This is a genomic window from Rhodococcus sp. A14, assembly GCF_011603105.1.
Classification (GTDB): Bacteria; Actinomycetota; Actinomycetes; order Mycobacteriales; family Mycobacteriaceae; genus Rhodococcus_F; species Rhodococcus_F opacus.
On the sequence record NZ_JAAOQS010000003.1, the window covers coordinates 166,295 to 187,425 of the forward strand.

Genomic DNA, 21,131 nt, shown 5'->3' on the forward strand with positions numbered 1-21,131 from the left:
CCATACCTTTATTTGGCGTCGAGGTCTCAGTGGCCTGGGATCCATTGCAGGGCTTTGACGAAGAGCGGCAGGGTTATCGCCCACAGCTTCTGCGGCACGCCGCGTGGGCCGCCGAGGTTCAGGACGCGGGTGGTGGCGATGGTCTGCGGTTCGGTGTATTTAGTAAGGCCTTCCGGGCCGTGGCGGCGCCCGGCCCCCGAGGTTCCCATGCCGCCCATCGGCGCGCCGGTGCTACCCCAGGTGGGGCCGTAGCCTTCGTCGACATTGACGGTGCCGGCGTGGATCCGGGCCGCGATCGCCTCACCCTCGTTCTTGGTGGCCGCCCATACGCTGGCATTGAGCCCATACTCGGTGTCGTTGGCCCGCTCGACGGCCTCGTCGACGCCTGCGACCGGGTAGATCGAGACGAGCGGTCCGAAGGTCTCGTCGCGGTGGCATTCGGCGTCGGCGGGAACGTCGGTGAGCACGGTCGGCTCGTAGAACAAGGGGCCGAGGTCGGGGCGGGCCTTGCCGCCGGTGATCACGGTGGCACCCTTGGCCACGGCGTCGTCGACGTGGCTGGCCACGGCTTTGACCTGCTCCTCCGATATGAGGCTACCCATCTCGATGCCGAATTCGTAGTCAGCACCCAGCGTCATCGCGGCGACCCGTTCCCCGAAGATGCGGGTGAACTCGGGCGCGATGGACTGTTCGACGTAGATCCGTTCGATGGAGACGCACAGCTGGCCGGAGTTGGAGTAGCAGGCGCGCACGGCGGCGTCGCTCACCTCGCGCAGATTGGCCCCAGCCATCACGATCATCGGGTTCTTGCCACCCAGTTCGGCGGAGAAGCCGATGAGACGGGCGCCGGCCTGTTCGGCCAGCAGCCGACCGGTGGCGGTGGACCCGGTGAACATCACAAAGTCGGAGTTCTCGACCGGGGCTGTGCCCACCACCGAACCTGGCCCGGGGACGACGGCGAACAGTTCCTGCGGGACGCCTGCCTGGTAGAGCAGCTCGACGCACGCCAGCGCGCAATACGGGTTCTGGCTGTCGGGTTTGAGGACCACGGCGTTGCCGGCGAGAAGTGCCGCGATGGCGTCCGATACCGCGAGCGTCATCGGGTAGTTCCACGGCGAGATCACCCCGACGATGCCCTTGGGCTGGTGCCGCACCACCGTCTTGGTCAGGCCGGGCAGCATTCCGGCTACGCGCTTTGGCCGCAACAGCTTTGGTGCGACGCGCGCGTAGTGCCTGGCGGTCAAGGCGATGTCGAGGACCTCTTCCTGGGCGGCGGCGCGCGACTTCCCGGTCTCGGCCTGCGCCATGTCCATCAGGTCACCGCGATTTTGCAGCACCAGGTCGCGGTAGCGGTGGAAGATCGCGGACCGCTCCGCAACCGGACGGTCGGCCCAGATCTTCTGTGCGACCCGGGCGCCGGTGATTGCGTCCTTGGCGTCCTGCGTGGTGCCGACCGGCACGGTGGCCAATTGCTTGCCGGTGAATGCTTCGATCACCGGCCGGGTCTGACGAGTGGCTGCATCCGGGATGGCGATCAGGTCGGCGAGCCGCATGAACGTGGCGGTGGACGGAGCAGGCATATGTACCCCTACGGGCTGGTGGGTTGGGTGTGTACCGCGAGGCGAGGGATCGCGGTGAGGGTGCCGGTCGGGACCAAGTTGTTCGCACGGTTCCGGTCATTCCTCGGACGCCTGCCATGACCATCGGCTGGGTGCGCGGCGCCGCGAGACGCGTGCTCAGCCATGGTGGGGTCCTTGGTTCATTTCATAGGCGCCGGACAGCGCGGCGACACGCTGCCAGATGAGGTCGAACCGCTCCGCGTCAACGACGGGTCTGCCGATTGCTGCCAGAATGAGCTTCTGCTGGGTCTCGGTGGTGGAGGGTTTGTCGTGCAATCCGACTGCCGCAGCATTGAAGTCGCGGACCAGGACGTCGAAAATTTGGTCCACCAGGTCGGCGTCGACGCCGACGATCTCGGCTTGTTCCAGGATCAGCTGCCCGTACACGACCAGTGTGAACAGTTCGGTCAGGGCGAGCCCGAAGTCGAGGTCGCCCTGCTGGGCGGCATCGGGGGCGGCCTCGGTGAGCAGAGTGACCAGGTGTTCGGCCTGTGCGGTGAAGCGGGCCACGTTCGGGATGGCGGCTGATGCGGCGTAGACCGCGCGCCAGTCGTGGAACCGGACCTGCGCCAGCCCGCGGGCAGGTCCCTGGCGAAACAGGAACTCGTCGTCGGCGGCATCGAGCCGGGTGGGCACTGGCGGGTAGGGCTGGGGGTCGAACAGGTAGGCGGGCATGAACTTCGCGATCAGCGCCAGGTTCACCGCGACGGTGCCCTCGAGTTTGGGTAGCCCGTCGATGTCCACCTTCGCGAGCAGCAGATACTGGTCCTTCTCGAAACCCTTGGCGGCCACGACATTCGACAGCAGCCCGATCACCTTCTGCGCCTCGGTGGTCACCTTCATCTTGGTGATCGGGTTGAACAGCAGGTACCGGCGGTCGTCGGGGTTTGCGGAGCGGAAGTAGTCCACCGCGCGGTCGGCGAACAGCCGCATTCCGATGAGTCGGGCGTAGGCCTCGACGAACTCGCGACGCACGTGCGGGAAGTCGGTGACGGGGTGCCCGTACAGGATCCGGTTGTGCGCGTGGGTGATCGTCTCATACAGGGTGTGGGTCGCCGTGCCGATACCGCCGAAGCACAGGTTGAACTTGCCGATGTTGACCGTGTTCAGTGCCGCGTTGAACGCGTCCCGGCCAGTGTGCAGGATGTCCTGCGCGGTGACCGGGTAGTCCTGCAGGGTGAACTCGGCGACGAACATCTGCGCCGGGACGAGGTTCTTGACTACGTGGAAGTTTGGGTGCCCGGAGTCGGCGTAGAAGAACACGTACTGATCGGGACCCTCGATTCCGGCCAGGCGCCCGAATACCGACACGGTGCTGGCGCAGTTACCGTTTCCGATGTAGTACTTCGACCCGCTCGCGCGGTACCCCCCGGCACCGTCGGGGGTCAGGACCATGTCGGTGGAGTAAATGTCGGCGCCGTGTTCCTTCTCCGAGAGGCCGAACGCGGCGACACCGCCATCGGCAAGGGCGCGCACCGCCCGGGCGCGGGCCTCGTCGTTGCCGCTTTGCCACACCGGGCCCAACCCGAGCACGGTGACCTGCCACGCATACCAGTAGCTGAAACCGTAGAAGCCCAGGATCTCCGAGAGCGCCGCCACCCGTGCGGTATCCCAGCGCTTGTCCGGATCGCCGGCGCCGTCCCGCGCGGGGGTTAGGAACGTCGCGAACAGGCCCTCCTTCGCGACGAACGCCAGAAAGTCTGCGTAGAAGACCTTGTCGTGATAGTCCTGGATCAACCGCTGCTTACCGCGGTGTTCGAACCAGTCGATCGTCGCGCGCAGCAGCCGCCGCGTCTGCGGATCGAAATGCTCCGGGGCATACTTCACTGGATTGAGCAACAACCCATCGCATGCTGGCATAGTGTGTCCTCTTCTTCGAGTCCTGGATAGTCCGCACATCGCGTGCGGTCACGGTAGGTCGGGGGTAGTAGGCCGATGGTCATCGGAGCCAGGGTGTGGCACAGGCAGTCGCGGGTCGGACGCCTCGGTCGTGCTTTCTGGATGAGATGCCAACCTACTAACGGCCGGTGTCCTCGACAAGGCCTTCCCAGCCCTCTTCGGTGTGCTGTCAGCACATTCTGCGCGCGTTGGCTCCGGTCAGTGACGAGATGAATCGGGCAACACCGAGGCCCCCAGCACGTCGCAGACGAGTAGGGCGGCGTGCAGTTCGGCGATGTTGATCGTTGCCGGCCGGCCCCTGCGCTCTTCGGCACGACGCACCCTTTGCAGGACCGTGTTCCGGTGGATTCCCAAGGCGCTCGCTGCGGTCGCCAGGCTCCCCTGCGCGTCGAGCACAGCCAAGAGCGCGGCGCGCTCGCCGCGCTCTTTCGCGTCGTCCCGTGCGAGAGCGCCGAGCTGAGCGGCGACGAAGGCCCGCGCCGCATCCAGGTCGCGCGAGATGGCGTCTACCAAGGCAACATCGCTGAACCGGGTGATCGATGGCGCCGCGCGCCCGGACAGTTCGATGATTCGGCGAGTGCGTAGGGCCTCGAGGTGGGAGGTGCGGAAGCCGGCCGCTCCCGGATGGGGTGAGCCCACCGCGAGGTGAACGTTGTCGCGTTCGCCGGGAATCTCCGTCGCCATGCCCGTGAGAAAAGTTTCCACGTCTCCCGTGATCGAGGCCCATCCCCACACCGCGAGTGGGCCGTCCGCCACGACGAGTGAGTGACCCGCCCCGAGGAACCGACCGACCCGCCTGGCGAATCCCTCGAGGTCGACGCCGCGGTCGTCGACCCAGCACACGAAACCAATCTGCCGACCGGTGAGCCGGTGGCTGAGCACACGTTCAGCGCGAGCGATGTCGACGCGTTCCCCAGCGAGTAGTGCCCGCACGACGTCGTCGCGCTCGGCTCGTGCCTGGGTCTGGCGTCGGTCGAGCTCAGCGACGTACTCGGCAGCCACCAGACTGGAGATGCGGTCGATGTATCGAAATCCGAAGCGCTCGAGATCGACAAACGTCCTCAACGCGACCGCGGGGTCCTCGATCCAGTCAGTCAGCGATTCGGAAAGCTTCTCGGTGAAGTACTCGTGGCCCAACCGATAGAACCGCAGCATCACATCGACGCTGTGCCCTCGTGATGCCATTGCGCGCGCGTGTTCGAGCGCCGTTACCGGCGCCTCCGCAGCCGCTGCATCGATCCCATGACGAACCATCGAAAGTACCGCTTCGAGATTCGACGAGCACGATCCCAAAGTCAGGCCGCGAAGCTCGGCATCCCCGCCAACCTCCGGTATCCGTTCGACTAAGTACCACAGCATGTCGTCAGCCAGGCTGGACACATTCGCCAGCAAATACGCAGCGATACCCCTTCCAGCCTCCGCAGCGTGAGCCGGCTCCAGCGCCTCCATATCTGCACACTAGTTGTTGCGAGTCATGACGTTGTAGACGCCGGGCGGGGCATGGGCTGAGCGAAGGGGACAGGACTTCCGACGGCAGGACGAGAAGTACCACAAACGCATCCGCAAAACAGGAAGAACCCGTCCGTGCTCCACCGTAACGCTCCGCTGTCCGGCGAAGGCCGCCGCCGACTCGTCGAACGTTGCCAGACCCGTCCCATCGCCCACGTCGCTGCCGAGATGGGCATCTACTGCGCCTGCGCCAGCGAATGGGTGACCTGCTTTCGCGAGTTCGGGAAACTGGGACTGCTGGATCGCGCGAGCGTGCCCCACTACCCACCGACCGCCACCCCGACCTCGGTGGTCGCACGAATGGAGAAGCTGCGCCGCGACAAGAGATGGTCAGCCCGCCGCATCGCCCACGAACTGAGCAGTGATGGCACCACGATTTCAGTGCGCACTGTCAGCCGGCACCTGGCCCTCGAATGCAACCGACGCAAGTTCCTCGATCCCACTGGTGAGAGCAATCGTGTGAACCAAGGCGAATTGCCCGCTGGCCGGGGCTCATGGTGCACGTGGATGTGAAGAAGGTCGGGCGGATACCGGAAGGCGGTAGCTGGCATGCCCACGGCAAGCGCTCTGACCAGGCGAAGGCCGTCGAACGCGCCAAGGCAACCGGAGCTCGCGCCGGCTACGTGTACTTGCACTCCGTCGTCGACGGGTTCTTCCGCTCGCATACACCGAGGCCTTGATCGATGAGAAAGCCTTGACGGCAATCGGATTCATGCATCGATCCCGGGTGTTCTTCGCAGCACACTTCCGTCGGCCACATCAATCGGATCGTCACCGACAACGGCTCCTGCTACCGCGCTCGATGCCGCGCAGCGGGACGGTGAGGAACCGCTGACGGCCGCTGAGCGTGACGAGCTGGCCCGGCTGCGTCGGCAGCTCGCCGAGCAGGAGAAGATCTCCACGTTCAGACCGCGTTCGAGAGCGATTTTCATCAGCGATCGCCCGAATCACCAATCAACACTTCGCCGACATCGATCTTGGCGAGCAACTCGTCCACGGCACCCGAGGTGGCAAGCGCATCGGCGACCTCGTTCTGACGGTGACCCCGCTCCTGTCGTGACTGCGCTCCTCGGCGCGACGCACCCGTTGCAGGACCGGTCAGCTGTAGCAGTTTGGTCGGCGCTACTGCGCCGATATGGAGGCGTTGGAGCCGGCCGGCAACGATCATCGCCGAACTACAGCCGTCCTACTCGTCTGCAATGTGCTGGGGGCCTCGGTGTTGCGCGGGTCAAAGCCACGCTGACCGGAGCCCGAGCGCGCAGAATGTGCTGACAGCACACCGAAGAGGGCTGGGAAGGCCTTGTCGACCGACACCGCCCGTATATAGGTTGTGAGGAATCTCATCGCGAAGGAGGAGTCCGATGTCGACTACGACTCGAGCACCCCAACCCCCAGCAGCGGCCTCCCAGCACGCCCTGCCCGATCCCGGCGAGCAGGTGCCTACGCTGTCCTGGCCGATTGTCGGCATCGGCACATTCGCCCTTACGCTCTTCGGCCTCTCGACCTGGGCCGCGCTCACCGACACGTTGCCTGCGATCGCCACCATCGCCGCGAGCTCCGCAGCAATCTTCGTCCTGTTCACCGTGCTGCACGACGCCTCGCATTACTCGATCAGCTCACATCGCTGGGTCAACGTCGCCTTCGGTCGCGTGGCAATGTTCTTCGTCTCGCCGCTGATCTCCTTCCGATCGTTCGCGTTCATCCATATCGAGCACCACCGCAACACCAACGACGGTGAGTCCGATCCCGATCACTTCGTCAGCGCCTCACCCTGGTGGCAGCTGCCCCTCCGATTCCCGGCCATGGACCTGCCCTACATCAGTTTCCTGGTGCGCAACCTGCGTCGCCGCCCACGCGCCGAAATTGCCGAAACGGCGGCCCTGATGACCCTGTCGGTGACGGTCATCGCGTCGGCCGCCTTCGCCGGACATCTGTGGACGCTCGCGCTGATCTACCTGATTCCCGAACGGGTGGCGATGTTCATGCTCGCCTGGTGGTTCGACTGGCTACCCCACCACGACCTGCAAGACACCCAACGCGAGAACCGCTACCGCGCAACCCGTAACCGCGTCGGCTCGGAATGGATCCTCACTCCCCTGCTCTTGTCGCAGAACTATCACCTCGTCCACCACCTACACCCCTCCATCCCCTTCTACCGCTACGTCGCGGCCTGGCGGCGCAATGAGGCCGCCTACCTCGAGCGCGACCCGGAAATCAGCACCGTCTTCGGGCAACACCTCGACGCCACGCAGTACCAGGAGTGGAAACGCCTCAACGGCACACTCGCCGCCCTGCTCCCGGTCCGCATGCCGCGTTCCTCCGCGGCACGCCATGCCACCACCTACCCGATCCCTGTCAGAAGCGTCGAGCCCCTCACTCCCGACAGCGTCAAAGTCACCTTCGACGTTCCCGATCATCTCGGCGACCAGTTCGCCTTCCAGGCCGGCCAACATCTGACCGTGCACCACCGCATCGACGGAAAGAAGGTGCGACGAAACTACTCGATCTGCACCTGCGCCACCTCGGGAGAACTGGCGATCGGCATCCGCCGCATCCCAGGCGGGAAGTTCTCGAGCTTCGCGGTCGACACCCTGCGAGCCGGCGACGTCCTGGAACTGATGACCCCCACCGGTAGCTTCGGCGCACCCCTCGATCCACTCGCCCGGCACCACCATGTCGCGGTAGCAGCCGGCAGCGGCATCACGCCCATCCTGTCGATCGTGCGCACCACCATGGAGATCGAGACCGAGAGCCGCTTCACCCTCTTCTACGGCAACCGAACCGCAGAGTCGACCATGTTCGCCGCCGAACTCGACGAACTCGAATCCCGGTATGCAGACCGGCTTCGCATCTTCCACATCCGCTCCGCCGAGGCACACCACCCCGCAGCTCTGCGCGGCCGGATCGACCTGGCGACAATTGAACGCCTGATCGCCACCGACCTCACCACGATCGACCGGTGGTACCTGTGCGGCCCGAGCGAACTCACCACCACAATCCGCGATGACCTCGCAACCGAAAAAGTGCCGACCGAGCGGATACACCTCGAACTGTTCCGCGGCACGAACCGACCCACACACCTCGACAACTTTGCCGCCTCCGAAGTGACCATCACCCTGTCCGGCGCAGATCACACCGTGGAACTCGCCCCCGGTGAGACCGTCCTCGAATCCGCGCTGAAAAACAACATCGACGCCCCCTACGCCTGCCTCGGGGGCGCATGCGGCACCTGCAAAGCCCGAGTCACCACAGGAAAAGTATCAATGGAGCAGAACTTCGCACTTCAGAAGGCCGAAACCGAGGCCGGCTTCATCCTGACCTGTCAATCCCATCCCACCACCCCCACAGTCGCAGTCGACTACGACAGCTGAGCCAACACAGATTCGAGGGTGGAACGATGAGTAACGCATTACACCGGAAGAGGACCGAACAGGACTTCACTGGGCCGTTCGTGACGGGTGAGCATTTCCGACACGGTCTGCCGATGCGTCGACAGGCACAACAGGCTTTGGCCGACTTGGAACCGGCACAGATGCCGCTGCTACTGGATGCACTCGACGACACCGCCACACCCGTCGTCGAACACCTCGAGCCATTCGCCTGGGTGGTGCCCGAGTTCGAAGAGTTCCGCGCCACCCGAACGATCGGCCCCACGATCGCGTGGTGGTCCGAATTTCACGGTCAATCAGCTGAATCACTGCTGGTCCACAGCGAGCGCTACTTCTGCTTCGGACCCGAAGGGTCCGCCATCGGCGCCATTGAAGAGCACGCGATGCTGGGAATGTACGGCGCATATCGGTGCACCAGCGCAGCTACCGCCGACCGGCACGCGTACTACGCCTCCGAGGAAATGACAGCCCACATCCTCGCGCGCAGGGAGACTTCTGCCGAAGTGAGCGTCACGCCCGAGAACCTGCCCTCACCTTCCGGAGTGGCGTACCTCGCCCGACCCGAAGGCGGACTCGTCCTCCTGTGGACGATCCAGCACGACACCCTTCTCTCCGTCCAACTCGTATCGGCATTCGAACTTGCAGAATTCCTCGGCAACGACGGTGAGGCACGCCCAGGTGCGGCATACCGATACCTCGACCACGTCTACCTGCCGCTCCCCACCGCGGAAGTTGAACTCAGCTCACCCGGAAGCGGCACTCCACCGGGCTTTAACAAGATCGACGGCCTCACCCCCGCCGGCACGGATACCGATGTCCCGCACGAAGCCCTCACGAACAACCACGGACGGACATCCGCGCAGATTCTCGCAGTGTTCGTCGCCTTCACTCACATGTGCCGGCAGCAGACGACCCAAACCGAATCAACCACTGTGTTCGCCGCGAACTCTGCGACCACCCCGCGACGCAAGAAGCCAACACAAATCACGCATATGTCCTACCGAACCCAGCCCTCAACGCGAACCAACGACGAGACACCCACGCGCCGTTGGACAGAGCAAGGTCACTGTAAAAGCAGTGGTATCCCAGCGAACGACGCCACCACCCAAGCTGGATCTCGCCTGACCTGCTCCGGGATCTCCATTAGCTACGACAGCTGATCATCCATCAACCCTCAATCAGAAACGAACCATCACAATGAAATTGCCCGGGAAACTAGCTGTAGTAACGGGAGCTTCATCAGGTATCGGTGCTGCTACCGCCGCGGCCCTCGCCGCTGCCGGCGCAGAAGTGATCCTCGTCGCCCGAACACCCGGGCCACTGACAAAAACCGCCGAGTTGATCCGATCTCGAGGCGGCCAAGCGCACGCATTGCCCGCTGACCTTACGTCGTACTCGGAGGTCAAAGACTTGGCCGACCAGGTGCTCGGAGAAATCGGTGTTCCGGACATCATCGTCAACAATGCTGGTGCCGGCCGGTTCCTGTTCCTCGACGAAACCGATCCGGAGGAAGCAGTCCAGATGATGGCTGCGCCGTACTTTGCAGCATTCTTTGTCAGCCGTGCATTCGTGACACCGATGATAGCCCGGGGCTCCGGTAACATCCTGCAGATAAATACTCCAGCTGCCACGGTTCCCTGGCCCGGGGCAGTCGGTTATGCATCAGCTCGTTATGCCGTCCGCGGTTTCACCGAATCTCTTCGACAAGATCTGCGCGGCACCGGCATTCGTGTTTCTTCAGTAACGCCCGCGAAGGTCGACACCCCCTACTTCGACCGCAACCCCGGTGCTGAAGATCGGATTCCGAGGATCGAGAAGCTCCTCGGAACTATGACTCCCGAGCAAGTCGCCGACGTCGTCGTCTCGGCGATCCGCCGCGATGCAGACGATGTCCATGCGCCATGGAGATGGGCTGCCCTGCACCCTATCGCGCGGGCGATCCCCCGCCCGTTTCATTGGTTAGCTTGGCATACCGGAACCAAGCATCCCTGGACCGTCGCGGGTGCCGCGTGAGCACGTTCGACTTCGATGTCGTGATCATCGGTTCCGGTTTCGGCGGCAGCGTAGCCGCTCTCCGTCTCGTGGAGAAGGGCTACCGTGTAGCGGTACTCGAAGCCGGCCGACGATTCGCGGACCACGAATTTCCCCGTACGAACTGGGATGTGCGCCGATATCTCTGGGCTCCGAAACTGCGCTGTTTCGGACTGCAACGTGTGCATTTACTGCCCGACGTCTTGGTCATGGCCGGAGCCGGAGTGGGAGGGGGATCCCTGAACTACGCCAATACGCTATACGAACCAACCCGCGCTTTCTACGAAGATCCTCAATGGGCGCACATCACGAACTGGCAAGAGGAATTGGCCCCCTACTTCATCCGAGCCAAGAAAATGCTCGGCGTAGTGCCCAATCCCCACACAACTCCTGCTGACCAGGCAGTTGCTGCCGTTGCGAAGAAAATGGGGGTCGAGGACACAGTCACAACCACCCCGGTCGGGGTATTCTTCGGGCCAGAGGGACGAACCGTCGACGATCCGTACTTCGGCGGTGCGGGGCCATCTCGAACCGGATGCACTCAGTGTGGATCGTGCATGACAGGGTGCAGAGTTGGGGCGAAAAACACCCTGGTCAAAAACTACCTCTACCTTGCCGAACAATCAGGCGCACACATCCGCCCGCTCACGACGGTGAGAGCAGTACGCCCTGGAACGGACGGCGGGTACGAGGTCCGAACGAGGCCGACCGGCCGAATCGGGCGGCGCAGGGACACCACGATCACTGCCGAGCAAGTCGTCGTTGCTGCCGGGACTTACGGCACGCAGCGATTGCTGTTGGAGATGGCCCAGACCGGTGAATTGCCAAGGCTCTCCAATCGACTCGGAACTGCGGTACGTACAAATTCCGAGGCTATTCTCGCAGCTACCGCGCGACAACCAAACGAAGATTACAGCCGCGGCATTGCTATCACCTCGTCCTTCCATCCCGATTCACATACCCACATTGAACCCGTTCGCTACGGGAAGGGCAGTAACGCCCTGGCTCTGCTCCAGACAGTGCTCACAGACGGAGGAGGCCGGGTACCTCGTGTTCTGAAGACTTTTGCTGTCGCGGCCCGCAACCCAGCCGCTTTTGCCCGTAGCCTATCCGTCCGCCATTGGTCCGAGCGCTCAATCGTTGCTCTCGTCATGCAAACGGGGGACAATTCGTTACGACTTGCCACCAAGCGAGGGCCTTTCGGTAGGCGAAGGCTCACCAGTCGCCCCAGCCCTGGATCCGCACCCCCAACCTGGATTCCGCAGGGGCACGAGGCTGTCCGACTCCTGGCGCAGGAGATCGGCGGCGATCCGGGTGGTTCCGTTACCGATATCGTCAACATCCCCATTACCGCTCATTTCCTCGGGGGTTGCGCAATCGGAGACTCCCCTGATTCAGGGGTCATCGATCCCTATCAACGCGTCTACGGACACCCTGGCCTGCATGTTATGGATGGCTCGGCCATCAGCGCGAACCTCGGAGTGAACCCGTCACTCACCATAGTGGCGCAAGCAGAGCGGGCTTTCGCTCTCTGGCCCAATCGCGGTGAACCCGACAATCGGCCGGCACTGGGAGCACCCTACGAAATCGTCAAACCTGTCTTACCCGCACATGCGGCCGATACGGCGAAGACCTTGCTGGGCATGCCGCTTTTCGATAGATCGTCCAACGACTGAGGCCCCGTCTCGGCTATCGCTGCCGCCTGTCAGAACCTGTCACGCAACCCTTCTTACGAACGATTAGTCAATCCAAGGTTGGAGAAAATGAATCACTACAAAAGCAACGTCCGTGACATCGAGTTCAATCTGTTCGAGGTACTCGGGATCGGTGAACTACTGGATACCGGCGCCTACGGAGACCTCGACACCGACACGGTGCGCAACATTCTTGCGGAGGTCGCGAGGTTGGCCGAAGGCCCGGTCGCCGCTTCCTTCGCCGACGCTGATCGGTACCCTGTCGAATTCGACGCACCCAACCACGCCGTCGTGGTCCCGGAGCCCCTACGTAAGACCGTCGAGGCGGTGAACGAGGCTGGTTGGTCGCGGCTCGGTCTACCAGAGAGTATGGGTGGTGTTCCTGCTCCTGCACCGTTGGTTTGGGCGATCAATGAAATGTTGGTCGCGGCAAACGGATCCGCAAGCTTTTTCAACATGGGTCCGGTGATGGCGAGCGTGCTCTACAGCGTCGGCACCGATCAGCAAAAATATTGGGCCAAAGAAGGATTCGAGCGCGGTTGGGCTGGAACGATGGTGCTGACCGAACCCGACGCCGGATCCGATGTCGGCGCAGGCCGCACGAAGGCGATCGCGCAGGCCGACGGCACGTGGCACATCGAGGGCGTCAAGCGGTTCATCTCCGGCGGCGACGTCGGCGACACTGCCGAGAACCTCTTCCACCTGGTGCTCGCCCGCCCCGAAGGGGCCGGTCCCGGGACCAAAGGATTGAGCCTGTTCTACGTTCCGAAGTTCCACTTCGACTCGGAGACACTTGAACTGGGAGAGCGCAACGGTGTGTACGTCACCGGCGTCGAGCACAAGATGGGCCTCAAGTCGTCCCCGACCTGCGAACTCACCTTCGGGGCAACTGACGTTCCCGCGGTGGGCTGGCTCGTGGGTGATGTGCACAACGGTATCGCCCAAATGTTCCAGGTCATCGAGAATGCCCGGATGATGGTGGGCACCAAGGCTACCGGAACGCTGTCCACCGGCTACCTCAACGCCCTCGCCTACGCCAAAGAACGAATTCAAGGTGCGGACCTCACAGAACTGACAAACAAAACCGCACCCCGCGTGGCCATTACCCACCACCCTGACGTGCGACGCAGCCTGGCGATGCAGAAGGCCTACGCCGAAGGGCTCCGTGCGGTCTACCTCTACACCGCCGCGCACCAGAATACCGATGTCGCCGATTTGGTTTCCGGCGCAGACGCCGAGTTGGCGGCTCGGGTGAACGACCTACTGCTGCCGATCGTCAAAGGTGTCGGCTCCGAGAAGGCCTACGAACTGCTCACCGAGAGCCTGCAGACCCTCGGCGGTTCCGGGTATCTGCAGGACTACCCGATCGAGCAGTACATCCGCGATGCCAAGATCGACACCCTCTACGAGGGCACCACGGCAATCCAGGCGCAGGACTTCTTCTTTCGAAAGATTGCCCGCGACCGTGGCGTTGCACTCGCACATGTGGCCGGTCGGATACGAGAGTTCATCGACAGTGACGCCGGCAACGGTCGACTCAAGGCCGAACGGGTGCTGCTCGAGACCGCGTTGACCGACGTGCAGGAAATGGCCGGGACATTGACTGGCTATCTGATGGCTTCCCAGCAACAGCCGTCCGAACTGTACAAGGTGGGGCTCGGCTCGGTGCGGTTCCTGTACGCAGTGGGGGACCTAGTCATCGCGTGGCGACTGCTGGTGCAGGCCGAAGTCGCGTTGGCAGCCTTGGACCGCGACGCGTCGGCAAAAGACCGGCCGTTCTATCGGGGCAAGGTTGTCATCGCGTCGTACTTCGCCAAGAACATCCTGCCTGTCCTGGCTTCAACGAAGGAGATCCTCGAGACCCTCGACATCGAAATCATGGAGCTAGAGGAAGAGGCGTTCTAGTTGCATGAGGCATGAACATTCGTGACGCGGCACCGGCGTACGCGGCGGGCGGTCGTCCTCCGCGTGTTGAATGCGGTCGGTGCTAATTGTCGTGAACGTTCCACACGCCGACGGCAGTGCGTCATTGCTGCTCGGCGGTGTATTCGCGGGGGTAGAACAGTTCTTCGGCGATGCGGTTGCAGCGTTCGACCTTCCCGTTATATTTCGGTGTGCACGGCCGGATTCGGTAGTGCCGCGCTTCCCCAGGGCGGCACGACTCGGTACCGTCGATCAAATTTGGACCGACAGGTTCCCGAAGAGCTTCCGGCCTTGTGACGCCGATATGTGCCCGCCGAACCGACTCGTCAACCACACGAAGGAGATCATGACCGCCGCCGTCCCCCGCAGCTCACGCGCCGCCCGTCGCGTGTGTACCTCCGCCGACAGCAACGAGAGAACGCAGCGACATGGATCGCGATTGCCTGCCGTGTCGATCACAATGGGGGCGCTGTCCATTGCTTCGTTCTGGGTGATCGGGCTTGGATTCATCTTGGGAGCGGCCGCGATTGTCTGCGGCGCCATCGCGACGTCGCGGTCGGCGGTTGCCGACGACGAGGCCGCATCCTTGCGGGCCCTACTGGGCGTCCTTGCTGGCGTCGCGGGGATCACCGTCTCCGCGATCGCCCTGTTCCCCATGCCGGCGCAGCTGTGAACCGCGAACATGGGCGCGGCATTTCCGGTCGACATCCGGTCTGACCCGCACCACCCTGGCACTGCTGCCCGGCTCACAGCCGACTCCATCGCGACCAAAACGTCGGCCGCTCTGGGCGGAATCATGTCTTCTGAGCTCATCGAGAACCTGGACGACCGCGGTCGCCGGGATACGGAAGTCTTGGCCTCTCGAAGCACGGAGGCGGTCGCGTACGTAGGCGAGCATGGCGAGTTCACGCTCGAGGTCTGCTGCGGTTCGGTTGCCCAGGTTCTCATCCTGCCCCGAGCGGGCGACGATCAGAACTGCACCACATAGCGGATTCGAGGAGCTGCCTGGCAGTGCGACATTCACAGCCACGACAGAGATTTCATAGACGTGCCGTCACCGCGCGTCGACGCCTCATTCATCTGGACCTGTCGTCGGTCGGACGAACCGCCGCCGACCTGTTATCCGGCATCGGGGCCCATACCCTGTCCCTTCGCGGAGGCATTCCGGGCGGGGGGCGACCGGTTTCGGAGCCAAATCCGACCACCGATGCAACCGACACGGATGCAGATCCGGGCTGAGCCTGTGCGGGTTACGTTCGAGGGTCTCGATGGCCTCAGTGACGCGACGCGACAACGTCGTCGTCGAGAAATCCCTTCAATCCCCCACTGAAGATGTCGTTGTCGTCGCCGGCGACTATGACCGGCCCCGGTGACGTCGATCAGTGTGGCGGTCGGGATCAGCTCGAGCAGTTCTTTGGCGCCTTCCTCGCTGACCACATCCGATTGCTTGCCACGAACGAGCATCGTGGGCACGGTGATCACCGTGGCGGCGTCCCGAGCGCGTTCGTATCGCACGACAGAGTCGGCTTGGCGAGTGGGTTCGTCGCCCTGGCGAAGGAACTCCGGGTCCCAATGCCAATACCAGCGACCGTGGTGAGGTCGGCGACCAGCGCATCGATGCCGTAGTCCCCGTCCGGTGCCCACTGACTGTCTCCATGCCCACGTGCATCCACAGCGATGGCGGACCAGCCGTCCGCCGCGAGGCTGCGCCCGGTATTCCGCCAGGGAATGCCGGGTCTGCCCGCCGCCGTGCAGCAACAGAACCAAGCCTTTTATGTCGGCCCAGGCGATTTCCTGGATCTGCCCGACCAGGGTGGCCAATCGGATAACGTCGACGTTCGCCAGGATCGACGCAACGAGTGCAGCGATCTGGGTGTCCCCGGGGGGTCCGGGATGACCGACAGTATCTGCGACACCCAGCACAGATCCACGACCGCGGCCATCTTCACCAACGGTGAGAATTGGTTGTACAGCTCCCCCGCCACCTGGTGCGCGCCGTGGGCGTCGGGCGCGGCGACCTTCTGCGGCAACACCGTGAGCCTGCGGAGGATGCCGGGTACGTCGAGAGCGCTTACCCCGGTCGCAACGCCCAGAACCTGATTGACCACCGTCGCCGGTTCAAGCACCGACAGCACAGTCGAGGTCGCCGACAGAGCATCGGCGGGAGTGGATGTCAGCGGGGCGTTTTGGCCGCCGAGGGTGTCGGCTGCGGTCGACAGCTGCGGCAAGTCTTCCGATGCCCCGGCCACCGGTCGACGACCCCGAATCGGCCAGCTTCCGGGGCGGTGTCGGCGATCGTCGTCACGATGGCCAGCACAGCGGACAGGTCGGATGGCCAGGCCTTCGAAAGCACCTCGAAGGGGCTGTGTTGGGGGCCACCCACCAATTCCTAGGAGCTTCTGAACGCATTCGCAATCGTATTCGACGGACGCATCACTTCGACCGGCAGCTAAACCCATGCACCAGAGCCAGATCCACCGAAAATCTGATAGTCCCCCACGTGCTGAGACCGCTCACAGAAAACAGCACCACACCCGCGTCATCACGACGCGTGCGTGGTGCTGTTCGAGCGGAACAGCTCAGTGCGCTATCACCAATTCGCCCTCCGACGGTGCAAGGGCTGCATTCGGCACCACTAACGCCGCGATCACCGCACCGACCACGAATATTCCGGTGCCCCACGTGAAGGTGGCCGTGTAGCTCGCGACGTGGGCCTGCGCCACGGTCAGCGGGCCGGGCTGGTGTGAGGTCAGGTATTCGGTCATCGCTGATGCGGCAACGGTAGTCAGCAGCGCCGTGCTGATCGAGCCACCCACCTGCTGGCTGGTGTTGATGAGCGCCGAGGCGACACCAGCGTCCTCGTGGTGCACACCTGCGGTAGCGCCCTGGAATGCGGTGGTCATCGCGCCACCGAGGCCGATACCCAGCAGGACCAGTCCGGGGAGGACGTCTGTGACGAAGCGGCTGCCCAACTCGAGCTGGGTCAGCCAAGCCATACCGGTTGCGGAGACCAGGAAGCTGCTGCTGATCACGATTTTCGGGCCGACCCTGGGCAGCAGCAGCGAAGGCACCGTGGTCGACGCAAGAACGATGCCCGCAACCATCGGCAGGAACGCCAAACCGCCCTTGATCGGCGAGTAGCCCAAGCTGACGATCAAGTAGAAGGTCAGGAACAGGAAGATCGAGAACATCCCCATACCCATGACGAACACCGCCATGAACGAACCACCGCGGGTGCGGTCCAGCACCAGGCGCAGGGGCAGCAGCGGATGTGCGACCCTCGCCTCCAGCCATACGAACACCGTGAGCAGGACCACGCCGCCGATCAGGAACCCGAGGGTGACCGGGTTGGTCCAGCCGGTTGATTCGGCGTGCGCGAATCCGTAGACGACGGCGAACAGCGCGGCGCTCACTACGACGGTGCCTGGAATGTCGAGCTTGGGCCGCTCGGTGTCCACATGCTTGGCGAGCAGCAGCACCGCACCGACCAGGGCGATGGCGGCGAATCCGACGTTCACGAACATCACCCAGCGCCAGGACGCCCATTCGGTAAGCATGCCGCCGAGTAGCAGACCGATCGCGGCGCCGGCACCGGACAACGCACTGAATATGCCGAAGGCCTTGGCCCTTTCGGATTTTTCGGTGAAGGTCACTGTGAGCAGCGAGAGCGCGGCGGGTGCCAGCAGAGCGCCGAAGACGCCCTGGCCGACACGTGCCGCGACGAGGATCTCGAAGCTACTGGCCGCGCCACCGACGACAGACGCGCCCGCAAAACCGATCAGACCGATCGCGAAGGTGTTGCGTCGGCCAAACAGGTCACCCAGTCGGCCGCCGAGCAGCAGCAGGCTGCCGAAGGCGAGCGCGTACCCGGTGATGACCCACTGCCGGTCGCCGTCGCTGAAACCGAGGTCCTGTTGGGCCGCGGGCAACGCGATGTTCACGACAGTCGCGTCGAGCGTGACCATGAGCTGCGCCACACCCAGCACCACAAGTACCCACCAGCGCACGGCGTGTGAGCCGCGACGGCCTGCTTTACCTGAGGCAGGTGCCCCGATCGTGGTAGTCATTTGTCCCCTTTGTTGCTGGTCATGTACTGATCTTTCGGAAACCGATCTGTTTCCACTTAGAGAAACAGATCGGTTTTCAAAGCGCAAGCCGAGGGGTAGCCTGTCGTCTATGACCAACCCGACAACGTCCTCGTCTATGGCAGACGCTGGTGCTGTCTCCTCGCGCGACCGGTTGCTCGACGCCGCGGCGCAGCTGTTCTACGAACAGGGCGTCCACATCGGCGTCGATAGTCTGTGCCGAGCGGCCGGTGTATCCAAGCGTTCGATGTACCAGCTGTTCGACAGCAAGGATGACCTGGTCGCCGCCAGTCTGCTGGAACGCACGGCACCGGATTATCAGGCTTCGCTGCTGCCAGCCGAAGACGACAACCGTCGCCCGCGAGCACGGATTCTGCATGTCTTCGAACGATTGGAAGACTTAGAGCGGAGACACGACTTCCGCGGATGCCCGTTCGTCGCGGCGGCTGTCCAAGTCAAGGCACCCGAACATCCGGCGAGTGTGGTCGCCCGTCGACAGAAGGACAAGCTGACAGCGTTCTTCCAGCAGGAAGCGGAACGCGGCGGCGCAGACCACCCCGCGCGGTTAGCCCGACAGCTGACTCTCGTATTCGACGGAGCCAGTGCCCGCTCTGTCGTACAGGCACAGCGTCTCGACCGTCTCGCTGTCGAGACCGCCGGCACACTGCTCGATGCCGCCGGCATCAGCGATCCCCCGGCCTGATCAGCGCTATACACAAGACTTCCGGGCGTACTCCGGCAGCCTGCGGGGGTGATCCGGCGGAGGCTGTCGCGAAGGCTTCAGACGCCCGAATCCATATTCCCGTGGGCGCACATCGGCCTCCGTGCAAATGCCGAAATGGGGCATCATTGCCAGAGGGATATCGCTGACGCGTGAAGAGGTCGGCGGTGACGAACTCGTTGACCGTCAACCTGATCGGAGCTCTGGCTGTACCCGTCTCGAGAATTGTGCGCATAGTGGCGAGCGAGAGGTCGTCCGCGGCGCCGGTTTCCTTGATCTAAGCTACCGAGACCGCGAGGAGCAGGTGGTAACCCCTGATCGAGGATCGGGCGCGCCCTGCGCGGCCATGAGAGCGGTCCACTGAAAGCGCTGAAGTAGTGTTTCCAGTGCCCGCATCCACTGTCGTAGCGCCTCATCGGTATCCGTGACCAAAGGCCAACCTCGAGCAGGGCCAACCCGTCATCGTCCAGGATGTCCGTCACCGACAAGTCAGCGCGTTCGAGGATCAGCGCCCACGTATTCGAGAGAGCTCCCCAACCGCGGCTCCAGACTGGGCAATCAGCGGAATCGTCCGCGCCAACCGATGCACACCGTTCACAAACGCACATACTCGGGAAATTGCGTTGTGCAGTGCGGCAACCGACTCGGTATCATTGTCACTGGTGGGCGCGGTTTCGCTCGGTCGTGGGCCGTCCCCCCTCCTGTGCCCTTCCTCGATCTGCCATTCGACGAGTGCGTCGATCTCGTCGATGATGCGTTGTTCGCGGTTGCGGGCGGGGTTGTGTTCGGTCATGCGGGATACTCTCTGATAGTCGCTGTGCAATGATCGCCGCGTTACGCCGGATTGGAGCGTCGAGTGCAGTGCCCCCGGATCTGGATCTCTACGCCGTTGAATGCGGCGGTGCCCGAGAGCGAATCAATTCCGCCTGTGTCGATCTTCTCGTCAAGGCGTGCATCGAAGAATGTCCAGTCGACTGCATTCACGAAGGCAATCGCGTGATGTATCTACCCTGACGAGTGCGTCGATTGCGCTGCATGCGAGCCTGTATGCCCGGTCGAGGCCATCTATCCGGCCGAAGACGTACCCGCCCAGTGAGCCGCCTACATGGAGGCCAACGCCGAGTCCTCCGAGGAGGTCGAACCCTCCTGTGGTGCAGCGCATTCGGAAAACACGACGGTGATTCCCGCTTGGTCGAGGCGCTCTCGGCGCACGAGGTGTAAAGACGCCGATTCACGGCGTGCGGGTGCTGTCACACTCGACCCGCTCATCGGTCACTTTCCATGAAAAAACTCGGTGACAGCGATCTGCAGTAGCAGTTGCAACTCCCCGAGGGAGAGCAGATCGAAATCGGGGAGTCAGTCGAGTCATCAGCGCGTATGCACATGCGATCACGGCTTCACGCGTTGTTGTTCTTCTTCTGTTTGAATGCCGTCACCGCCGACACCACCAGCGTCGAGGGGTTGGCATGGTCCGGGAAACGCGACTGCATATGTGCGACGAGTTCGCGCGCGTGCGCAAGTTCGTCGACGTTGGACACGAATTCCTGCAGGTAGTACCGCGTTTCGTCGATGCACTCGGCCAGGTCGTCGAGTTCGGGGCGCTTGTGTCCGGCGACCACCGTGGTGGGGTTCAACGAGGCGAGGTAGTCGACGCTGGAAATCCAGTTCGGCCAGTCGTTCCGGTTGGTCATCGCCAGCATGGGATTGACGCCGTTGTAGACGACGTCTCCGGCGATCACCGCCTGCAGGGTCGGGATATGGATGATCGCGGTGGGTGAGGTGTCGGCTTGCTCGATCTCGATGGCCAGCACTTCCGTGCCATCGACGGTGAGGACCAGGTTGTCGAGCGGTTCGGGTACCGCGGTGTTGTCGAGGGCCTGTCCCCCGAAGAAATCGCGGACGTAGGCGCGATCACTCTCGAGGTTGGTCGCGATGGATTTCGCCACGGACGGTACTGCGACGGCGCGGGCTTCAGGGAATCGGTTCAGCAGCCGCTCGAGGCCGAAGTAGTGGTCGAAGTGGCCGTGGGTGAGGAAGACCGCGGTCAGCTGTTTGCCGGAGTCCTCGATCTGCTCTATCACCTCGTCGACGTCGGTGGGCAGGAACTGGGTGTCGACGAGTATGGCTTCGGTCGGCCCGGTGATCAGGGTGGAGGTAGTGGGTGAGAACCAGCCGCCTCCAGGCAGTTCGAACGCTTGGCAGGTATAGACGTCGATCGCGAGGTCGCTCATGCGGATTCGCCTCCATTGATTACGACGCGC

General features: G+C 63.4%; 13 protein-coding genes and 5 pseudogenes. 9 read left to right on the top strand and 9 right to left on the bottom strand.

The annotated features are described in order from the left end of the window. Window positions 1-26 precede the first annotated feature (26 nt). The 3 genes from G9373_RS03100 to G9373_RS03110 form a co-directional block, all read right to left on the bottom strand. Entirely contained in the window at window positions 27-1,580 is a 1,554-nt protein-coding gene (locus G9373_RS03100; protein ID WP_120660802.1) for a succinic semialdehyde dehydrogenase, read from the bottom strand. Window positions 1,581-1,736: 156 nt separating this feature from the next. Then, on the bottom strand, window positions 1,737-3,479 hold the full coding sequence (locus tag G9373_RS03105; protein WP_167113815.1) for an acyl-CoA dehydrogenase: 1,743 nt from the start codon (window positions 3,477-3,479) through the stop codon (window positions 1,737-1,739). 237 nt (window positions 3,480-3,716) lie between these two features. After that, window positions 3,717-4,673 (bottom strand): helix-turn-helix domain-containing protein, encoded by a 957-nt coding sequence (locus tag G9373_RS03110; protein ID WP_240960321.1) that lies wholly within the window; start codon window positions 4,671-4,673, stop codon window positions 3,717-3,719. Window positions 4,674-5,102: 429 nt separating this feature from the next. Here G9373_RS03110 and G9373_RS03115 point away from each other — a divergent pair. Next, window positions 5,103-5,830, top strand: a pseudogene (locus G9373_RS03115) (leucine zipper domain-containing protein); the annotation flags it as partial. A gap of 90 nt (window positions 5,831-5,920) precedes the next feature. Here G9373_RS03115 and G9373_RS46180 read toward each other — a convergent pair. Continuing rightward, a pseudogene (locus G9373_RS46180) lies at window positions 5,921-6,057 on the bottom strand (IS256 family transposase); the annotation flags it as partial. A gap of 331 nt (window positions 6,058-6,388) precedes the next feature. Between G9373_RS46180 and G9373_RS03125 the strand changes: the two are divergent. The 5 genes from G9373_RS03125 (at window position 6,389) to G9373_RS03145 (ending at window position 14,046) form a co-directional block, all read left to right on the top strand. Continuing rightward, window positions 6,389-8,398, top strand: a complete 2,010-nt coding sequence (locus G9373_RS03125) for a fatty acid desaturase (protein ID WP_120660797.1) — start codon at window positions 6,389-6,391, stop codon at window positions 8,396-8,398. 26 nt (window positions 8,399-8,424) lie between these two features. Further along, entirely contained in the window at window positions 8,425-9,576 is a 1,152-nt protein-coding gene (locus tag G9373_RS03130; RefSeq protein ID WP_206031519.1) for a hypothetical protein, read from the top strand. 37 nt (window positions 9,577-9,613) lie between these two features. Continuing rightward, entirely contained in the window at window positions 9,614-10,429 is an 816-nt protein-coding gene (locus G9373_RS03135; RefSeq protein WP_167113818.1) for an SDR family NAD(P)-dependent oxidoreductase, read from the top strand. Then, window positions 10,324-12,123 carry a GMC family oxidoreductase gene (locus G9373_RS03140; protein WP_240960337.1) on the top strand — a complete coding sequence of 600 codons (1,800 nt, stop codon included), beginning with the start codon at window positions 10,324-10,326 and terminating at the stop codon, window positions 12,121-12,123. Before G9373_RS03135 ends, G9373_RS03140 begins: the two co-directional genes overlap by 106 nt. A gap of 87 nt (window positions 12,124-12,210) precedes the next feature. Beyond that, window positions 12,211-14,046, top strand: coding sequence for an acyl-CoA dehydrogenase (locus G9373_RS03145; RefSeq protein ID WP_120660793.1), 1,836 nt, complete (start codon window positions 12,211-12,213; stop codon window positions 14,044-14,046). A gap of 85 nt (window positions 14,047-14,131) precedes the next feature. On the opposite strand, the pseudogene G9373_RS46185 reads toward G9373_RS03145, so the two are convergent. Next, a pseudogene (locus G9373_RS46185) lies at window positions 14,132-14,284 on the bottom strand (IS481 family transposase); the annotation flags it as partial. A gap of 126 nt (window positions 14,285-14,410) precedes the next feature. On the opposite strand from G9373_RS46185, the gene G9373_RS03150 reads away from it, so the two are divergent. Beyond that, a complete protein-coding gene (locus G9373_RS03150) occupies window positions 14,411-14,737 on the top strand; it encodes a hypothetical protein (protein WP_206031520.1) in 327 nt (108 codons plus the stop codon). Window positions 14,738-15,338: 601 nt separating this feature from the next. Here G9373_RS03150 and G9373_RS46190 read toward each other — a convergent pair. Further along, window positions 15,339-15,837, bottom strand: a pseudogene (locus tag G9373_RS46190) (alpha/beta hydrolase); the annotation flags it as partial. Window positions 15,838-16,643: 806 nt separating this feature from the next. Then, complete coding sequence (locus G9373_RS03160) at window positions 16,644-18,131, bottom strand: MFS transporter (RefSeq protein ID WP_037206655.1); 1,488 nt, start codon at window positions 18,129-18,131, stop codon at window positions 16,644-16,646. A gap of 172 nt (window positions 18,132-18,303) precedes the next feature. Here G9373_RS03160 and G9373_RS03165 point away from each other — a divergent pair, with 172 nt between their 5' ends. Further along, complete coding sequence (locus G9373_RS03165) at window positions 18,304-18,852, top strand: TetR/AcrR family transcriptional regulator (RefSeq protein WP_206031521.1); 549 nt, start codon at window positions 18,304-18,306, stop codon at window positions 18,850-18,852. Between the two features lie 523 nt (window positions 18,853-19,375). On the opposite strand, the gene G9373_RS03170 is transcribed toward G9373_RS03165, so the two are convergent. Beyond that, window positions 19,376-19,663, bottom strand: coding sequence for a hypothetical protein (locus G9373_RS03170; protein ID WP_133984314.1), 288 nt, complete (start codon window positions 19,661-19,663; stop codon window positions 19,376-19,378). 122 nt (window positions 19,664-19,785) lie between these two features. Here G9373_RS03170 and G9373_RS03175 point away from each other — a divergent pair. Beyond that, a pseudogene (locus G9373_RS03175) lies at window positions 19,786-19,963 on the top strand (ferredoxin family protein); the annotation flags it as partial. A 304-nt stretch (window positions 19,964-20,267) separates the two neighbouring features. Here the strand turns inward: G9373_RS03175 and G9373_RS03180 are convergent. After that, window positions 20,268-21,101, bottom strand: a complete 834-nt coding sequence (locus G9373_RS03180) for an MBL fold metallo-hydrolase (RefSeq protein WP_005263069.1) — start codon at window positions 21,099-21,101, stop codon at window positions 20,268-20,270. Window positions 21,102-21,131 lie beyond the last annotated feature (30 nt).